This is a genomic window from Pseudomonas sp. CLCA07, assembly GCF_053615335.1.
The window spans coordinates 2,314,502-2,331,372 of record NZ_CM132131.1 but is presented as its reverse complement, the minus strand read 5'-3'; the positions used below and the strand labels follow the sequence as shown (position 1 = coordinate 2,331,372).

At 59.3% G+C, this 16,871-nt stretch carries 15 protein-coding genes; 4 read left to right on the top strand and 11 right to left on the bottom strand.

The genetic code is table 11. From position 1 onward, the window contains the following. Positions 1-140: 140 nt before the first annotated feature. The 8 genes from ppa to exaC all read right to left on the bottom strand — a co-directional run bounded on the left by ppa (position 141) and on the right by exaC (position 8,658). Positions 141-668: an inorganic diphosphatase gene (gene ppa / locus ACWGZX_RS10730; protein WP_003205933.1), complete on the bottom strand. Its 528-nt coding sequence runs from the start codon at positions 666-668 to the stop codon at positions 141-143. Positions 669-781: 113 nt separating this feature from the next. Beyond that, positions 782-1,594 carry a M90 family metallopeptidase gene (locus ACWGZX_RS10725; protein ID WP_452628290.1) on the bottom strand — a complete coding sequence of 271 codons (813 nt, stop codon included), beginning with the start codon at positions 1,592-1,594 and terminating at the stop codon, positions 782-784. Between the two features lie 6 nt (positions 1,595-1,600). Then, a complete protein-coding gene (locus ACWGZX_RS10720; protein ID WP_452628289.1) occupies positions 1,601-2,257 on the bottom strand; it encodes a DedA family protein in 657 nt (218 codons plus the stop codon). A 308-nt stretch (positions 2,258-2,565) separates the two neighbouring features. Then, on the bottom strand, positions 2,566-3,027 hold the full coding sequence (locus tag ACWGZX_RS10715; RefSeq protein WP_452628288.1) for a GNAT family N-acetyltransferase: 462 nt from the start codon (positions 3,025-3,027) through the stop codon (positions 2,566-2,568). A gap of 110 nt (positions 3,028-3,137) precedes the next feature. Further along, the gene (eutC, locus tag ACWGZX_RS10710; protein ID WP_452628287.1) at positions 3,138-3,962 is read right to left on the bottom strand and encodes an ethanolamine ammonia-lyase subunit EutC; all 825 of its coding nucleotides are present in this window, start codon (positions 3,960-3,962) and stop codon (positions 3,138-3,140) included. Between the two features lie 8 nt (positions 3,963-3,970). Continuing rightward, positions 3,971-5,365, bottom strand: coding sequence for an ethanolamine ammonia-lyase subunit EutB (locus ACWGZX_RS10705; protein WP_452628286.1), 1,395 nt, complete (start codon positions 5,363-5,365; stop codon positions 3,971-3,973). A 205-nt stretch (positions 5,366-5,570) separates the two neighbouring features. Further along, complete coding sequence (gene eat, locus ACWGZX_RS10700; protein WP_223521932.1) at positions 5,571-6,941, bottom strand: ethanolamine permease; 1,371 nt, start codon at positions 6,939-6,941, stop codon at positions 5,571-5,573. Between the two features lie 196 nt (positions 6,942-7,137). Then, positions 7,138-8,658, bottom strand: a complete 1,521-nt coding sequence (exaC, locus tag ACWGZX_RS10695) for an acetaldehyde dehydrogenase ExaC (RefSeq protein WP_452628285.1) — start codon at positions 8,656-8,658, stop codon at positions 7,138-7,140. Between the two features lie 566 nt (positions 8,659-9,224). Here exaC and ACWGZX_RS10690 point away from each other — a divergent pair. The 4 genes from ACWGZX_RS10690 to ACWGZX_RS10675 all read left to right on the top strand — a co-directional run bounded on the left by ACWGZX_RS10690 (position 9,225) and on the right by ACWGZX_RS10675 (position 13,610). Further along, entirely contained in the window at positions 9,225-11,138 is a 1,914-nt protein-coding gene (locus tag ACWGZX_RS10690) for a sigma-54-dependent Fis family transcriptional regulator (RefSeq protein WP_452628284.1), read from the top strand. Between the two features lie 216 nt (positions 11,139-11,354). Beyond that, positions 11,355-12,704: a UDP-N-acetylmuramate:L-alanyl-gamma-D-glutamyl-meso-diaminopimelate ligase gene (gene mpl / locus ACWGZX_RS10685; protein ID WP_223521938.1), complete on the top strand. Its 1,350-nt coding sequence runs from the start codon at positions 11,355-11,357 to the stop codon at positions 12,702-12,704. Further along, a complete protein-coding gene (gene ubiX, locus ACWGZX_RS10680; protein ID WP_452628283.1) occupies positions 12,701-13,333 on the top strand; it encodes a flavin prenyltransferase UbiX in 633 nt (210 codons plus the stop codon). The genes mpl and ubiX overlap by 4 nt, the downstream gene beginning before the upstream one ends. Further along, positions 13,326-13,610: a YceK/YidQ family lipoprotein gene (locus ACWGZX_RS10675; protein ID WP_452628282.1), complete on the top strand. Its 285-nt coding sequence runs from the start codon at positions 13,326-13,328 to the stop codon at positions 13,608-13,610. Before ubiX ends, ACWGZX_RS10675 begins: the two co-directional genes overlap by 8 nt. A gap of 146 nt (positions 13,611-13,756) precedes the next feature. Here the strand turns inward: ACWGZX_RS10675 and ACWGZX_RS10670 are convergent, their stop codons facing one another. From ACWGZX_RS10670 to ACWGZX_RS10660, 3 genes are all read right to left on the bottom strand, one after another. Then, on the bottom strand, positions 13,757-14,398 hold the full coding sequence (locus ACWGZX_RS10670) for an oxidoreductase (RefSeq protein ID WP_223521944.1): 642 nt from the start codon (positions 14,396-14,398) through the stop codon (positions 13,757-13,759). A gap of 27 nt (positions 14,399-14,425) precedes the next feature. Continuing rightward, on the bottom strand, positions 14,426-16,144 hold the full coding sequence (locus tag ACWGZX_RS10665) for a C13 family peptidase (RefSeq protein ID WP_452628281.1): 1,719 nt from the start codon (positions 16,142-16,144) through the stop codon (positions 14,426-14,428). A gap of 102 nt (positions 16,145-16,246) precedes the next feature. Beyond that, positions 16,247-16,702, bottom strand: a complete 456-nt coding sequence (locus ACWGZX_RS10660) for a MaoC family dehydratase (protein WP_452628280.1) — start codon at positions 16,700-16,702, stop codon at positions 16,247-16,249. Between the last annotated feature and the right edge of the window lie 169 nt (positions 16,703-16,871).

Genomic DNA, 16,871 nt, shown 5'->3' with positions numbered 1-16,871 from the left:
TTTCGAACAAATTAAACAGAAAAAAACCGCAGCGACCGAAAGATAAACACGCTGTTTAAAACGCTTTATGAGCGCCCACAAAAAACCCCGGATAAACCGGGGTCTTTTCAAGGCGTCAGTGGCGCGAGACCACTGGCGTCTTAGCCTTTATAGGCAGCAACCGACTTGGTGATCGCTTCGCGAGCGGCATCTGCGCCGGCCCAGCCTTCGATCTTCACCCATTTGCCTTTTTCGAGATCTTTGTAGTTCGCGAAGAAGTGCTCGATCTGCTGAATCAGCAGCGGTGGCAGGTCGGTGTATTCCTTCACGTCGACGTACAGCTGGGACAGCTTGTCGTGTGGAACAGCGATGACTTTGGCATCGCCGCCGCCGTCGTCGGTCATGTTCAGGATGCCGACTGGACGAGCGCGGATGACCGAACCTGGAGCAACCGGGTAAGGGGTTACAACCAGCACGTCGAGGGGATCACCGTCGTCAGCCAGGGTGTTCGGGATGTAACCGTAGTTGGCCGGGTAGAACATCGGGGTGGCCATGAAACGGTCAACGAACAGGCAATCGCTGTCTTTGTCGATTTCGTACTTGATCGGCGCGTGGTTGGCCGGAATCTCGATCGCGACGTAGATGTCGTTCGGCAGGTCTTTGCCAGCCGGAATCTTGCTGTAGCTCATTGGGCGGTGCCCCCGTTAGTTGACCAAAGATACTTGGCCGGATTGACCAAAAAGTGGCGGCGATTATAGGCATATTCCGCCGTTGATGCTACGTACCAAGGGTCGTAGAGACCTTAGTCGCGTGCCTGATAGACCGGGTCTGCAGCCAGAAGTTGCCGTAACCGGCTCAGTGGATCCTGCCGGTAGAAAAGCTTGAGCTGCTCATAGACCCGCGGATAAGCCTCGAACAGTAAATCCGGGGCGCTGAAGAAATATTCGCTGGTGACGGCGAAAAACTCGGCGGGGTTTTCTGCTGCGTAGGGATCGATCGCGGTTTCGGCGTCCGGGTTGCGCTCCAGTTGCCGGTCGAGGTCATCGTAGGCCTCTTGCATCACCTTGGCCCAGTCGCTGACCCGCATGTCGGGGTGCAGCGGCGGCAGGCCATTGGCGACGCCATTGAGCATGTCGAGTTTGTGTGCGAGTTCATGGATGACCAGGTTGTAGCCTTCCCAGCCTCCACTGGCCATCACGCCCGGCCAGGCGAGGATGATCGGACCTTGTTGCCACGCCTCGCCGCTGTGTTCGCCGTCCCACTCATGTTCGACGCCGCTGGCGTCGCGATGGCGCTGGGGGCTGAGGAAGTCGTCGGGGTAGAGAATTATTTCGTGGAAACCCTGATACCAGTTCAAGTCGCCCAGGTTCAGCAGTGGCAATTGCGCCTGCGCTGCCAGCAGCAGGCGCTGCTCCTGATGCAGTTCAACGCCGGGCAGGGCAGTCAGGTGTTTGTCTTCGAGGAACAGCACGCAGGCTTCGCGCAGCCACTGGTCTTCAGTGGCGCTGATGCCATCGAGAAAGCTCAGGTGATGGCGCACCCGCTGCCACATGTCGTCGGCAATCGGGTGCCTGGCCAGGATCCGCTGGCGGCGCCAGGCGCTAAGCGACCACATCGCGGATCAGCGCGATTGGGTTTTGGACGCAGCGTTGGCGAGGCGGCTGCGGACCATGCTTATGATCATCGGAAGCAGCGACACCAGGATGATGCCCACCACCAGCAGCGACAGGTTTTTCTTGATGAACGGTACGTTGCCGAAGAAGTAACCGAGGGTCACCAGGCCGCCGACCCACAGGATCGTGCCGAAGACGCTAAAGAAAAAGAAACGCGGGTAAGGCATTTTTCCGACGCCGGCGACGAACGGTGCAAAGGTGCGGATGATCGGCAGGAAACGCGCCATCGTTACGGTTTTACCACCGTGCTTGTCATAGAAATCGTGGGTTTGTTGCAGGTAGTCGCGACGAAAGATTTTCGAGTCCGGGTTACTGAACAACTTTTCGCCTGCTGTTCGACCAATGAGGTAGTTGGTGCTGTCGCCGAGAATCGCCGCGAGCATCAACAGGCCGCCCAGTAATACGGGGTCCATGCCGCCACCGGCCGCAACGGCACCGGCGATGAACAGCAGGGAGTCACCTGGCAAGAACGGCGTCACCACCAGGCCCGTTTCACAGAAAATCACCAAAAACAGAATGGCGTAGATCCAGGCACCGTAGTTGGTTACCAGCATGTCGAGGTAGACGTCGAGATGCAGCACGATGTCGATCGGGTTGAAATCCATAGGGGCACCTGTGGTAACGGCCGGACTCTGCAGGCCTGTGCGGACGACTTCGCGGAAGACTACATAGGAGTGTAGTTTTTCTTGCAAGTCGAAAAGCTCGGGATTATACGGGCTGAAAAGTGAAAAGAGCGTTCAGTGTATATAGCGGGGGATGTCGCGGTAGACCGATGGTCGATGCAGGCTTTTTTTGTAGGAGCAAGCTTGCTCGCGATAGCCGCACCTCGGTGAATCAGTTAAGCCGAGGTGCGGCTATCGCGAGCAGGTCGAATCGTCGCACCGTCGCTCCCACAGTATTAGGCCGGTGGGGCTCAGAGACTGTCGCTGATCGGCAGCACGTAGTTCTTGAACTCAGTGTCTTCCTTGAACCCGATGGATTCGTAGGTTTTGCGCGCGACTTCGTTGTCGATGCTGGTGGAAACACGCATGCGCACGGCATTGGTTTCCTTGGCCATTTTCTTGGCGGTGCGGATCAGATTGTCGGCCACCAATTGGCGGCGGGCGTCTTCGGCGACATAGATGTCGTTGAGGATCCACACGCGTTTAAGCGAAAGAGAGGAAAAGCTCGGGTACAACTGGCAGAAGCCCATCAGTTTGTTGTTGTCGTCGTCGGATACGGCGAGATAAATCACCGATTCCTTGCGGCGCAGGCGTTTTTCGAGGAACGCACGCGACGAGTCCGGGTAGGGCAGGGATCCATAAAACTCACGATATTTCACGAACAGTGGCGTCAGAAGGTCCAGGTGTTCGAGGGTCGCTTGAATAATCCGCATGGTAGGTCTCGACTTCAAGTGGCTGTCTTACGTGACGGCGATGGGAAACCCGTGGCGGCCGTTCGTCGATCCTGCCTGAAACCGGCGCAGAAACGCAATGCGGGAACTGTTCACGTATCTTTCTGACCCAACAGGAAGTTGCGTTTCATGTCCGCTCCTGCGTCTGAATCCAGTGTCTGAAGCTGGGCTTCGTCCTTGAGATTGACCCCCGACAACTGTCTGCGACAGGCCTCGCGCATTAAATACAGCAAACGGTGTGCCGCCATGCCGTAACTCAGGCCTTCGAGCCGGACATTGGAGATGCAATTGCGATAAGCGTCTGTCAGGCCGATCTTTGGATTGTAAGTGAAATATAAGCCCAGACTGTCCGGGGAGCTGAGTCCAGGACGTTCGCCGATCAGGATCACCGTCATTTTTGCCCCTATCAGCTCGCCAATCTCGTCGGCCACCGCGACGCGGCCCTGCTCGACCAGTATCACCGGCGACACGGACCAGCCTTCGGCCAGCACCTGTTCTTCCAAGCGCGTGAGAAATGGCAGGGTGTGGCGATGAACGGCCAGTGCCGACAGCCCATCGGCCACCACAATCACCAGATCGACGCCGCCGGGATTGGCTGAGGCATAAGTGCGCAGCCTCTGCGCCGACTCATCGCTCAATTTTCGCCCCAAATCAGGGCGCTGCAAGTAACTGTTTCTGTCCGTGGCGGCGCTGTGCAGCAACACACTGTCGCGCCCGATCTCGGCCAGTTGCGAGCTGAGCCCTGCCGAGTCGAACGGCAGATGCACCGCATCCCGCGCCTGAGCGTGGGCGTACTGGAAATCCAGTTGGGCGCTGGTCGGCATGCTGGTGCCCGTGCGCCCCAGGGCAATTCGTGCTGGTGTCAGACGCCGCAATTCCAGCAATGGATTCTGTGGATCTACGGGTGGTTTTTCCATGAAAGCACTCATCCCAATTGCGCCATCGCCTGGCGGAAGGCCGGGGGCAGGCTGTCGCCGAAGTGAATTTTGCCGTCTGCCTGGGTAAATATGCCCATTTTTGTCAGCCACTGTTCGAATTCAGGTGCGGGTTTCAGGCCCAGGGTCTGACGGGCGTAGAGGGCATCGTGGAACGAGGTGGTCTGGTAGTTGAGCATGATGTCGTCAGAACCGGGGATGCCCATGATGAAGTTGATTCCGGCCACGCCCAGCAGGGTCAATAGGGTGTCCATATCGTCCTGGTCGGCTTCGGCGTGGTTGGTGTAACAGATGTCGCAGCCCATCGGCACGCCCAATAGCTTGCCGCAGAAGTGGTCTTCAAGGCCGGCGCGAATGATCTGTTTACCGTTGTATAGGTATTCCGGGCCGATGAAGCCTACAACCGTGTTGACCAGAAACGGCTTGAAATGACGCGCCACGGCGTAGGCGCGGGTTTCGCAGGTCTGTTGATCGATACCGTGGTGGGCGTTGGCCGACAGTGCGCTGCCCTGACCGGTTTCGAAATACATCAGGTTCTGACCCAACGTGCCGCGATTGAGGCTCAAACCGGCGTCATAACCTTCCTTTAAGACATTCAGGTTGATGCCAAAACTGGCGTTGGCCGCTTCGGTACCGGCGATCGACTGGAACACCAGATCTAGCGGAACCCCGCGATTGATTGCCTCGATCGACGTGGTGACGTGGGTCAGCACGCAGGCCTGGGTCGGGATTTCATAGCGCTGGATAATTGCATCGAGCATTTCCAACATGGCGCAGATCGACGCGATGCTGTCGGTGGCCGGGTTGATGCCGATCATCGCGTCGCCGTTTCCGTACAGCAGGCCGTCGAGGATGCTTGCTGCGATACCGGCGGGCTCGTCGGTGGGGTGATTGGGTTGCAGGCGGGTGGATAGCCGGCCACGCAATCCCATGGTGCCGCGAAACCGGGTGACCACGCGGATTTTTTGCGCCACCAGCACCAGGTCCTGGACGCGCATGATCTTCGACACGGCGGCCGCCATTTCCGGCGTCAGGCCGGGGGCGAGCGCTCGCAGGCTCTGCTCATCAGCGGCGTCGCTGAGTAGCCAGTCGCGAAACCCGCCGACGGTGAGATGGCTGACCACGGCAAAGGCGTGTTTGTCGTGAGTATCGATGATCAGTCGGGTGACCTCATCGGCCTCATAAGGAATCATTACTTCCTGCAGGAAGTGGGTCAACGGGATGTCAGCCAGGGCCATCTGCGCGGCCACACGCTCGCCATCATTAAGCGCAGCGACGCCCGCCAGGAAATCACCGGAGCGCGCCGGACTGGCCTTGGCCATGACGTCCTTGAGGCTCTCGAAGCGATAGGTCTGAGTGCCGACGGAGTGGGCAAATGTGGCCATGGGATGGTGTCCTCCTGAACCTCTGAATAACTCAAATTCATTACTAACCCCCTTGTGGGAGCGAGCCTGCTCGCGAAAGCGATCTGACATCCAACAGTTGTGGTGAATGACACACCGCATTCGCGAGCAGGCTCGCTCCCACAGGGGGAACAGCATGCACTTCAATATGGCAGGCGCCGGGTGATTGGCCCGGCGCCGGTGCAACTCAAATGCCTTCGAGCATCGCGTCTGCCGGCGCATCGGCACGTTGTTTGGCGGTCAACTGGAAGTACAGGTAACCGGCCGCCATGAAGCCGAGGAACACACAACCAATCAGCGTGTTGAACCAGGCCATCGCCACCAGGCACACCACCGCCAGAAACAGCGCAATCCCCGGGACAATCGGATAGCCCGGTGCGCGGAAGGTGCGTTCCAGGTTCGGTTCGGTTTTACGCAGTTTGAACAGGCTCAGCATACTGATGATGTACATCACGATGGCGCCGAATACCGACATAGTGATCATCGCCGCCGTCAGCGTCATGCCTTGCAGGTTGACCAGGCCATCGCTGTATATCGCCGCGATGCCGATCACACCACCGGCCAGAATGGCGCGGTGCGGGGTCTGGAAGCGCGAGAGTTTGGCCAGGCCGCTGGGCAGGTAACCGGCACGCGCCAGGGCGAAGAACTGTCGCGAGTAGCCGAGGATGATCCCGTGAAAGCTCGCCACCAGGCCGAACAGACCAATCCAGACCAGCATGTGCATCCAGGTCGAGTTGTTGCCGACCACGGCTTTCATCGCCTGGGGTAGCGGGTCGTTGATGTTCGACAGTTGACGCCAGTCACCGACGCCGCCGGCCATCACCATCACGCCGATGGCCAGAAACACCAAGGTCAGAATGCCGCTGACGTAAGCCTTGGGAATCGTGCGTTTCGGGTCCTTGGCTTCTTCGGCTGCCATCGCCGCGCCTTCAATCGCGAGAAAAAACCAGATCGCGAAGGGAATGGCGGCAAAGATGCCGGGAATGGACGCGATGGTGAACTCATTGGAACCCGACCAGCCATTCAGCACGAAGTTACTGAAGCTGAAGCCCGGCGCAACCACGCCCATGAACACCAGCAACTCGGCGACCGCCAGCACGGTGACCACCAGTTCAAAGGTGGCCGCGATGCTGACGCCAAGGATGTTCAGGCCCATGAACACGAAATAGGCGCCAACTGCCGCGATTTTCGGATCAAGTTCCGGGTATTGCACGTTGAGGTAAGCGCCAATAGCCATCGCAATGGCCGGGGGCGCAAATACGAATTCGATCAGGGTGGCGATACCGGCGATCAATCCGCCTTTCTCACCAAACGCCCGCCGGCTGTAGGCGAACGGCCCTCCCGCGTGGGGAATTGCGGTCGTCAGTTCGGTGAAGCTGAAGATGAAGCAGGTGTACATCGTCGCCACCATCAGGGCAGTGACGAGAAAGCCCAATGTGCCGGCTGTGCCCCAGCCGTAACTCCAGCCGAAGTACTCACCGGAAATCACCAGGCCGACGGCAATACCCCATAGGTGCAGGGTGCCGAGTGTGGGTTTGAGCTGTGTAGAAGAAGTCATAAGTCCTCGCTGTCTTTTTATTGTTTGATCTTTTGGACTTGCGGTACGACGTTTTAGCTGTGAAGCGGGCACGCAAAGCCCGTGCCAGAGCGGCCAGGGCAGTTGTGCGGAGTCATTAAGGACGCCTTCGCCGGCAAGCCGGCTCCTACAGGAGCCGAGCTTGCTCGCGATGGCCGTTACGCGATATCGCGCCGGGTTAGAAGAAGCCCAACGGATTGATGTCGTAGCTCACCAGCAGGTTTTTGGTCTGCTGATAGTGATCGAGCATCATTTTGTGGGTTTCACGGCCGACGCCGGACTTTTTGTAACCCCCGAACGCGGCATGCGCCGGGTACAGGTGGTAGCAGTTGGTCCACACACGACCGGCCTTGATGGCGCGGCCCATGCGATAGGCGCGGTTGATGTCGCGGGTCCAGAGGCCGGCGCCCAGGCCGAACTCGGTGTCGTTGGCAATGGCCAGGGCTTCAGCTTCGTCCTTGAAGGTGGTGATGCTCACCACCGGGCCAAAGATTTCTTCCTGGAACACGCGCATTTTGTTAGTGCCCTTGAGCAGGGTCGGCTGGATGTAATACCCGGTCGCCAGGCTGCCCTCGAGTTTTTCCACCTTGCCGCCGGTCAGCAGCTCAGCGCCCTCGCCCTTGGCAATTTCCAGGTACGAAAGGATTTTGTCGAATTGCTGTTCGGACGCCTGGGCGCCGACCATGGTGTCGGTGTCCAGCGGGTCGCCACGTTTGATTTGCAGAACCTTCTTCATCACCACTTGCATGAATTCGTCGTAGATGGACTCTTGCACCAGGGCGCGGGACGGGCAGGTGCAGACTTCGCCCTGGTTGAAGAATGCGAGCACCAGGCCTTCAGCGGCTTTTTCGATGAAGGACGGTTCGGCCTTCATGATGTCTTCGAAGAAGATGTTCGGCGATTTGCCACCCAGCTCCACGGTGGACGGAATGATGTTTTCGGCGGCGCATTTCATGATGTGCGAGCCGACCGGGGTCGAGCCGGTGAAGGCGATTTTGGCGATGCGTTTGCTGGTGGCCAGCGCTTCGCCGGCTTCTTTGCCGAAGCCTTGCACGATGTTCAGCACGCCGGGTGGCAGGAGGTCGCCGATCAGCTCCATCAGTACGGTAATGCCCAGCGGGGTTTGCTCGGCAGGCTTGAGCACCACGCAGTTACCGGCGGCCAGGGCCGGGGCGAGTTTCCAGGCGGCCATCAGGATCGGGAAGTTCCACGGGATGATCTGCCCGACCACGCCCAGTGGCTCGTGGATGTGATAGGCGACGGTGTTGCCGTCGATCTCGGCAGCGCTGCCTTCCTGTGCGCGGATGCAACCGGCAAAGTAGCGGAAATGGTCGGCCGCCAGCGGGATGTCGGCGTTGAGGGTTTCGCGAACGGCTTTGCCGTTGTCCCAGGATTCGGTGATTGCCAGCAGTTCCAGGTTTTGCTCGATGCGGTCGGCGATTTTCAGCAGCACCAGCGAACGCGCCTGGGCGGACGTGGCGCCCCAGGCATCGGCGGCAGCGTGGGCAGCGTCCAGGGCCTTGTCGATGTCTTCGGCGGTGGAGCGCGGGAATTCGGCAATCGGTTGGCCATTCACTGGCGAGGTATTGGTGAAGTACTGACCTTTGACAGGCGCGACGAACTCGCCGCCGATGTAGTTACCGTATTTGCTCTTGAACGAAACGATAGCGCCTTCAGTACCGGGGTGAGCGTAACGCATGGTGGATTCTCCTTGGCTCTTGTGCTTATCAGACTCGGTCCGAAAACTGCCTGCGCGACGATCATGCTGCGTTAAAAACAGGCTCGGAATACTCATGTAGGTCCCCTACACTCCGCTTCCTCACCTGTTTTTGCCTTGCCTGATCGCCGCTCGGCGAGTTTTCGGACCGACCCTGGGGAGAGCGCATGTGCGCTTGTATAAGCGTAGAGCAAAGGTCGGGCCACTGCCTTGCAAGTCAGGCAAATCAAGGCCTTGCGTGGTTTTTGTCGGACCGGCGGGTGTGCGCTGTGACGCTTTCGATACAGTTCACGTGACACTTTGTACCGCTTGTGGCACAGCGTGTGACTGGCGAGTCTCGACAGCATTGCAATGCGGGCCAGGCTGGAGGATGCTCGGACTCGCGCTCTATGTAGCAGCTGCCGAAGGCTGCGTCAGAGTGCGCAGCGCTCTCTTCGGTTTAGCCCTGAAATAGGGGACACAGGTTTACGACCGCTTCGCGGCCGGACGCAGCCTTCGGCAGCTGCTACACGGGAGCGAGCCAGACCCGCGGGGGAGAATAATAAGAAATGCACGACAACCATTTGAGTCGCCATGCCCAGCAAGTCTTGACCGTGACTCAGGGCAAATCGCACCTGCACGGCCCCGGCAGCGATCCGTCCATTGCCCGCTCCTGGCTGCGCTGTCTTGAGGACTATCACCTCGACCCGGCCCTGACCATGGCGCCCACCGTGTTGGAACATGGCCGCGTGCTGGAAAGCCGTGAACGCTTGCAGCAAGTGCTGCACATCGCCGGCAATGAAATGTCCAGCCTGCACCAACAACTGTCTGGCGCCGGCCATGCGGTGCTGCTGACCGACGCTCGTGGTGTGATCCTCAATTGCGTCACCGCTCCCGCCGAACGGAAGATTTTCGAACGTGCCGGCCTTTGGCTTGGTGCCGACTGGAGCGAAGCCTGCGAAGGCACCAACGGCATCGGCACCTGTCTGGTGGAGCGTCAGTCGCTGACCATTCATCAGGACGAACACTTTCGCGGACGCCACACCGGCCTGACCTGCTCGGCGAGCCCGGTTTTCGATCCTCATGGCGAACTGCTGGCGGTGCTCGACGTGTCTTCGGCGCGCCACGATGTATCGCGCCAGAGCCAGTTCCACACCATGGCCTTGGTCAATCTTTCGGCGAAGATGATTGAGAGTTGTTATTTCCTGCGCTACTTCGACAATCAATGGCTGCTGCGTTTTCACTTGCAGGCCGAGTCCGTCGGGTTGTTCAGCGAGGGGCTGCTGGCATTCGACGGGGAAGGGCGGATCTGTGCGGTCAACCAGAGTGCACTGAACTTGCTGGGGCATATTCGCGGCGGCTTGCTGGGTAAACCGGTCGAAGCGTTTTTCGACTGTTCGCTGGATGAGTTGCTCGGCCGCGCCAGTGTAAATGCCAGCGCCAGTTGGCCGCTGCGCACCCGCGACGGCCGTAGTCTATTTGCCGTGTTGCGTGGGCAGCCGCGCAGCATTCCAGTGCCCGTGGTGCTAAGCCCGACGATTGCCGAACGTCCACGGCTGTCAGGCATCTGCATCGGTGATACCGCGTTGCAGGAGGATTTTCGCAAGTCGCTGCGGGTATTCGAGCGCGATGTCCCGCTGCTGATCAACGGCGAAACCGGTTCCGGCAAAGAGGCGTTCGCCAAAGCCGTGCACCAGGCCAGTCAACGGGCGGAAAAATCCTTCGTCGCCCTTAACTGTGCGGCCATTCCTGAAAGCCTGATCGAGAGCGAATTGTTCGGCTATCGCGGCGGCAGCTTCACCGGCGCGCGCAAGGAAGGCATGCGTGGCAAGTTGCAGCAGGCCGATGGCGGGACCCTGTTTCTCGACGAAATCGGCGACATGCCGTTGGCCTTGCAGACCCGACTGTTAAGGGTATTGGAAGATCGACAGGTAGTGCCGATTGGCGGGGAGCCGGAAGCGGTCAACGTTCGAATCATCAGCGCCACTCACCGAAATCTGCTGGATCGGGTGCAGGACGGCAGTTTCCGAGAGGATTTGTATTACCGGCTCAATGGGCTGGAAGTGGCGTTGCCGGCATTGCGTGAGCGTAGTGATAAATCGCAGTTGCTCGATTTTTTACTGGCCGAAGAGGCAGGTGGGGAAACCATCCTGATCGACGGACCGGCGCGGGAAGCCTTGCTGGGTTTTTCCTGGCCGGGCAACGTGCGGCAATTGCGCAATGTGCTGCGCACCTTGGCGGCATTGTGTGACGGCGGGCGGATCGGGCTGGAGGATTTGCCAGCGATGATTCGTCACGCGCGGCCGGCGGTTGCATGGGCGGTGGAAGAGCCGTCCGAACATCCGTTGGACGATGCCGAGCGGCTGGCGTTGTTGAATGCGCTGGAGCACACGCGTTGGCATATGACCCATACCGCTGAGCACTTGGGTGTCAGCCGTAACACGCTTTATAGAAAGCTGCGCAAGCACGGTATTGCCCGGTAAACCGTGTCGCGGCCATTCGCGAGCAGGTCGAATCGTCGCACCGTCGCTCCCACATTAGATTTTCAGCGGACACACTTTATGCGAACACCGCTGAACCACTGTGGGAGCGAGCCGGCTCCGGGCGGCGTTCCGACGAAGGCGTCTTCAAATCCTAAACACAAGGTGCGATTTTCCCCTCCCTACGCTAACCTGCGGCCATGTTTTACGAGGTCGACTATGCACATTCATATTCTGGGTATCTGCGGCACTTTCATGGGTTCGATGGCGGTGTTGGCCAAAGAGCTGGGCCATCACGTGACCGGCTCCGATGCTAACGTCTATCCGCCGATGAGCACTCAACTTGAGGCTCAAGGCATTGAGTTGACCCAAGGCTACGATCCTTCTCAGCTCGATCCGGCACCGGACCTGGTGGTGATCGGTAACGCCATGTCGCGCGGCAACCCGGCCGTCGAATACGTGCTGAACAAAGGTTTGCCGTACGTTTCCGGCCCGCAATGGCTGGCCGATCATGTGTTGCAAGGTCGCTGGGTGCTGGCCGTCGCCGGTACTCATGGCAAAACCACCACCAGCAGCATGCTCGCTTGGGTGCTGGAGCACGCGGGCATGAGCCCGGGCTTCCTGATCGGCGGCGTGCCGCAGAATTTCTCGGTGTCGGCGCGCTTGGGCGGCACGCCGTTCTTCGTGATCGAAGCCGACGAATATGACAGCGCCTTCTTCGATAAACGCTCCAAGTTCGTTCACTACCGCCCGCGCACGGCGATCCTGAATAACCTTGAATTCGATCATGCGGACATCTTCCCTGATCTGCCGGCCATCGAGCGGCAATTCCATCATTTGGTGCGGACCATTCCAAGCGAAGGCCTGGTGATCCATCCGACCACCGAACCGGCGTTGCAACGTGTCATCGAAATGGGCTGCTGGACCCCGGTGCAAACCACCGGTGCTGGCGGTCAGTGGCAGGTCAAACTGCTCAGCGAAGACGGTTCGAAGTTTGAAGTGATGTTTGAAGGCGTCGCTCAAGGCGTGGTCGAGTGGGACATGACCGGTCAGCACAACGTCGCCAATGCTTTGGCTACATTGGCGGCCGCGCGTCATGTCGGCGTAGTGCCTTCCATGGGCATCGCCGCGTTGAGCGCGTTCAAAAGCGTGAAGCGCCGCATGGAAAAAGTCGCCGACGTACGCGGCATCACCATTTATGACGACTTCGCGCATCACCCGACCGCCATCGCCACCACCCTTGATGGCCTGCGCAAACGCATCGGCGATGCGCCATTGATCGCGATCATCGAGCCGCGCTCCAATTCCATGAAGCTCGGCGCGCACCGCGACGGCTTGCCGGAAAGCGTGGTCGATGCCGATCAGGTGATCTGGTATGGCCCGGCCAACCTCGGTTGGGACCTGGCCGGCACGGCAGCGCTGTGCACTGTGCCGTCGGTTGTCAGCGATTCGCTGGAAGGCATCATCGAACGCGTGAAGAGCCAGGCTCAGCCCGGCACCCACGTGGTGATCATGAGCAATGGCGGCTTCGGCGGCCTGCACGGCAAACTCGCCGAGGCGCTGCAATGAGCAGCGGCCCGGATCGCATCACGCTGGCCATGACCGGCGCTTCCGGCGCCCAATATGGTTTGCGCCTGCTCGATTGCCTGGTGCGTGAAGATCGCGAAGTGCACTTCCTGATTTCCAAGGCGGCGCAACTGGTGATGGCGACCGAGACGGATGTTTCGTTGCCGTCCAAACCGCAGATGATGCAGGCCTTTCTCACCGAATACACCGGCGCTGCGGCCGGGCAAATCAAGGTGTATGGCAAGGAAGACTGGATGTCGCCAGTGGCTTCGGGCTCCGGTGCGCCCGCAGCGATGGTGGTGGTGCCGTGTTCCACGGGGACGCTGTCGGCCATTGCGACGGGTGCCTGCAACAACCTGATCGAACGTGCCGCCGACGTCACCTTGAAGGAGCGTCGCCAGTTGATTCTGGTCCCGCGTGAAGCGCCGTATTCGAGCATCCATCTGGAGCACATGCTCAAGCTGTCGAACATGGGCGTGACGATCATGCCGGCTTCGCCGGGCTTCTATCATCAGCCGCAGACGATTGATGACCTGATCGACTTTGTCGTGGCGCGGATTCTCAATCTGTTGAACATTCCGCAGGACATGCTGCCACGCTGGGGTGAACATCATTTGAGCAGCGATGAATAAGCTACTGATCCTTCTGCTGGTGTTGCAACTGACGGGCTGCGCCACGGCGCGCACCCTTGATGCCGCCAAACCCGGAGCACCGCTGGTGTATGCGGGGACGCGTCTGGATGTGTATGCCATGAACGGTGGGTGCTGCGCCAAGGACCACTTTGGCGCCGAAGCTCCGAGTTACCCTGGCTTGGACCTGCCAGCCAGCGCGTTGCTCGACACGCTACTATTGCCGTTGTCGTTACTGACGGTGATCGGGGTGAGTTTTCAGGCTACGGGCGGATTGTAGGAGAGCGCTGTGGTGAGGGGGCTTGTCGGAACGCCGCACCGCCCCGTTCGGCTGCGAAGCAGTCGTAATCCAGGCGACGCGGTTTTATTGAATTATTAAATGGGGCCGCTTCGCAGCCCAACGGGGGCAAGCCCCCTCGCCACAGGTTACTTGCCGAGCTTGCGCAACTCATCCGACTCGACAATCCGAACCCCATCCTGCTCTTCCAGCGCCAAGCGCCACATCGCCCGGGCCAGTTGGCAGGCTTCGATGCCGTGATATTTGCCCGGGATAAGGCGTGACAGAGGGCCGGCAATTTTCTCGCCCAGACGTGGCGTGACGCGATCACCGAGCAGCAGAGAAGGGCGGCAAATGGTCAGTTGCGGCCAGTCCTGCGCGCGCAATGCGTGTTCCATCTCGCCTTTAACCCGGTTATAGAAAATCGAGGATCTGCGATCGGCGCCCAATGCGCTGATCACGATCAGGTGCCGTGCGCCCATTTCCCGTGCACGTTTGGCGAATGCCACCACCATGTCCAGGTCCACTGCACGAAACGCTTCTTCGGAGCCGGCCTGTTTGATCGTGGTGCCAAGGCAGCAGTAGGCGATGTCGACGCGGCCGTTCAGTTGCGGCAGAAACACCGTCGGGTCGCCGACCGGGTTTTCCAGGTGCGGATGTGTGGCCAGTGGTCGCCGTGAAGGGGCCAATACCCTTGAAATTGTGGGCTCATTGAGCAAGCGATCAAGCAAGTGTTCACCGGTCAACCCGGTAGCTCCGGCAAGCAATACATGCTGAGGCGTCAAGTACATAGTGTTTCTCCCTTGATACTGTTCAGCTTAGTTGCTCTTTGAATCCTTGCTATCGGTAGAGCTACTTTGTAGCGCTTTTCGTGCCTGCTGCTTGCGTAACAACTGCCAGTGCGAGATCACCCCTTTAGGCGCCCACATCTGCGGCTCGGAAGCTTCGAAGCTGTCCGCCAGTTCGCGTTCGGCGACAGTAGCCTTGGCCAGTTTGAAGGCTTGCTCCAGGTCGTCGGTCTGGTTCAGTGCCTGGGTGAACAGTGCATCGCCGAAGTAGGTAGAGTTGGCTTCTTCGGAGCAACCAAAGGACACGCGGTCTGCCCGCGAGGCGGTGATGATCAAGGTGCGTTCATCCTTGAGGGCGGGGATGAAACCACCGGAATAGCAGGCCGAAATCACAATGATCTTGTCGCGATTCTTCAAGGGTGCAAGCACTGCGGCGAGTTCATCGGCCGGCAGATCGGGCAGTTCCATGCGCGGTTGATCGAGCACCAGTTCGTGTTCGCTGGTGCCGTGGCTGGTCAGGTAAATGAAGATCAAATCTTCCGGGCCGCTGCGCTCGGCCAACGTCAGCGCGGCACGGCGCAGGTTTTCCCGGGTGGCCATCGGCCGGTCGACGAGGTGGTCGCGATGATTGACCAGACGGATCTGGCCAAACGCACCGAAGCGGCTGCTGAGCATGTTGCTGACGTAATCGGATTCGCGCAGGAACACGCTTTGTTTGCCGTCACCACCGAGGGTCAGGGTGTACAACTCGACGGCCGGAGTCGAGCTCGGAACATTGAGCAGTGCGTCGTCGAGCAAGCGGCCCTGAGCCAGCAAACCGAGCTCCAGGCTATCGGGTAGCAGCTTGCCATCGGCGTCACGCACACGTTGGCCATTGAGCCACGTGCCGCTTTGCACGGTGCCGTCAGTCAGCACCAGCGTGCCGCGTCCCGAGTAACTGTCATTGTCGAACTGGCCGGTGTAGAAGCTGCCGTCCGCCAGGTTCAGTCGCCCTTGGCCGGTGAAGCGCCAGTCGCTGAACCGGCCGACGTAATGGCTGCCATCGGCACCGATCAACTCGCCCTTGCCATTCAGCGAGCCTTCCTTGAACTGGCCCAGCCAGACATCGCCATCGGCATTCTCGTAGCGGCCCTTGCCGTGCAGTTGATTGTTCTTGAAACCGCCGACGTAAATGTCACCCTCGGCGCTGTTGAAGGTGCCGTTGCCCTCCAGTTGTCCATGGACAAAATGTCCGGTGAACTGATTGCCGCTGGCGTCGCCGCGCTGGCCTTCACCGTTGGGTTTGCCTTGGGTGAACTGGCCCTGGTAGGAGCTGCCGTCGTCGAGTTCGAGACGACCGAGCCCTGAATATTGATCGGCCTTGAATTCGCCGCGATAGGTCATGCCGTTTTCTTTGAGCGTGCCTTCGCCATCGCGCCGACCGAGTTTGAACCCACCGGTGTAATTGCTGCCTGGTGTGGTCAGCGTGCCTTGGCCGTCGAACAGGCCCTGATTGAATTGACCGCGAAAGACCTCGCCGTTGCTGCCATGCCATTCGCCTTGGCCATGCCATTGACCCTTGTCGAACTCGCCGGCGTACCAGCTTTTGTTCGGGTAGTCGATGCGGCCCTGGCCTTGCAGCAAGCCGTCGACCAGATCCCCGCGATAGCGTCCACCGTCCGGCAAGCGGGCATCGGGGGGCAGCAGCGATTCGCCATCGCCGCAAGCGGTGAGCAACAGGGTCAAGGCAAGGAGTGCAAGTGAGCGCATAGCGGGATCCGGGCAATTAGGCGACGGAGTATGCCGTAGCTATGTGTCGTATATATAGAGACGGTCGCGAAACAGCGTGAGCTGCTTCGCATCCGGGATGGGTTATACGAAACAGAGGGACAGGGATTCAGCGACATAGGCCGGCTTGTCCGAGCCTTCTATCTCAAGGGTGGTGGTGGCCTTGAGCAGCCATTGGCCGGGCTTTTTCTCGACGGCGTCGGAGAGGTCAACCTTGAGGCGTACTTTCGAATTGACCTTGACCGGTTGAATGAAACGCACGCCGTCGAGACCGTAGTTGACTACCATCTTCACGCCTTCGGGGAGGATGAGGATGTCTTCCATCAACTTGGGGATCAGTGACAGCGACAGGAATCCATGTGCGATGGTGCTGCCAAATGGCGTTTGCGCGGCTTTGACCGGGTCGACATGAATAAACTGGTAATCACCAGTGGCTTCTGCGAACAGGTTGATGCGCTCCTGATCGATGGTGAGCCATTCGGAACGTCCGAGTTCCTTGCCGACATAATCTTTGAGCTCTGCAACGGGAACATAGGGCATTGAGACTCTCCTTGGGTTTCATCGGATTTATAGTTTTTCGAGTGGGGGGATTTGACCTCCCTGCGAACCACTGTAGATCAACATGGGTAATTGCTCCGGTCAACTGTCCATGCTTTTGGCGAATGCCGATCCATAGTGTTGACGTGCTTATAATGCGCAGCCCCTTCTT

Excerpts from the sequence above, each read along its gene's own strand:
- ubiX (WP_452628283.1), top strand. The coding sequence starts at position 12,701 with ATGAGCAGCGGCCCGGATCGCATCACGCTGGCCATGACCGGCGCTTCC.
- ACWGZX_RS10690 (WP_452628284.1), top strand. The coding sequence starts at position 9,225 with ATGCACGACAACCATTTGAGTCGCCATGCCCAGCAAGTCTTGACCGTG.
- ACWGZX_RS10665 (WP_452628281.1), bottom strand. The coding sequence starts at position 16,144 with ATGCGCTCACTTGCACTCCTTGCCTTGACCCTGTTGCTCACCGCTTGC.
- ACWGZX_RS10705 (WP_452628286.1), bottom strand. The coding sequence starts at position 5,365 with ATGGCCACATTTGCCCACTCCGTCGGCACTCAGACCTATCGCTTCGAG.
- ACWGZX_RS10675 (WP_452628282.1), top strand. The coding sequence starts at position 13,326 with ATGAATAAGCTACTGATCCTTCTGCTGGTGTTGCAACTGACGGGCTGC.
- eutC (WP_452628287.1), bottom strand. The coding sequence starts at position 3,962 with ATGGAAAAACCACCCGTAGATCCACAGAATCCATTGCTGGAATTGCGG.
- mpl (WP_223521938.1), top strand. The coding sequence starts at position 11,355 with ATGCACATTCATATTCTGGGTATCTGCGGCACTTTCATGGGTTCGATG.
- ACWGZX_RS10725 (WP_452628290.1), bottom strand. The coding sequence starts at position 1,594 with ATGTGGTCGCTTAGCGCCTGGCGCCGCCAGCGGATCCTGGCCAGGCAC.
- ACWGZX_RS10715 (WP_452628288.1), bottom strand. The coding sequence starts at position 3,027 with ATGCGGATTATTCAAGCGACCCTCGAACACCTGGACCTTCTGACGCCA.
- ACWGZX_RS10670 (WP_223521944.1), bottom strand. The coding sequence starts at position 14,398 with ATGTACTTGACGCCTCAGCATGTATTGCTTGCCGGAGCTACCGGGTTG.
- ACWGZX_RS10720 (WP_452628289.1), bottom strand. The coding sequence starts at position 2,257 with ATGGATTTCAACCCGATCGACATCGTGCTGCATCTCGACGTCTACCTC.
- exaC (WP_452628285.1), bottom strand. The coding sequence starts at position 8,658 with ATGCGTTACGCTCACCCCGGTACTGAAGGCGCTATCGTTTCGTTCAAG.
- ACWGZX_RS10660 (WP_452628280.1), bottom strand. The coding sequence starts at position 16,702 with ATGCCCTATGTTCCCGTTGCAGAGCTCAAAGATTATGTCGGCAAGGAA.
- eat (WP_223521932.1), bottom strand. The coding sequence starts at position 6,941 with ATGACTTCTTCTACACAGCTCAAACCCACACTCGGCACCCTGCACCTA.
- ppa (WP_003205933.1), bottom strand. The coding sequence starts at position 668 with ATGAGCTACAGCAAGATTCCGGCTGGCAAAGACCTGCCGAACGACATC.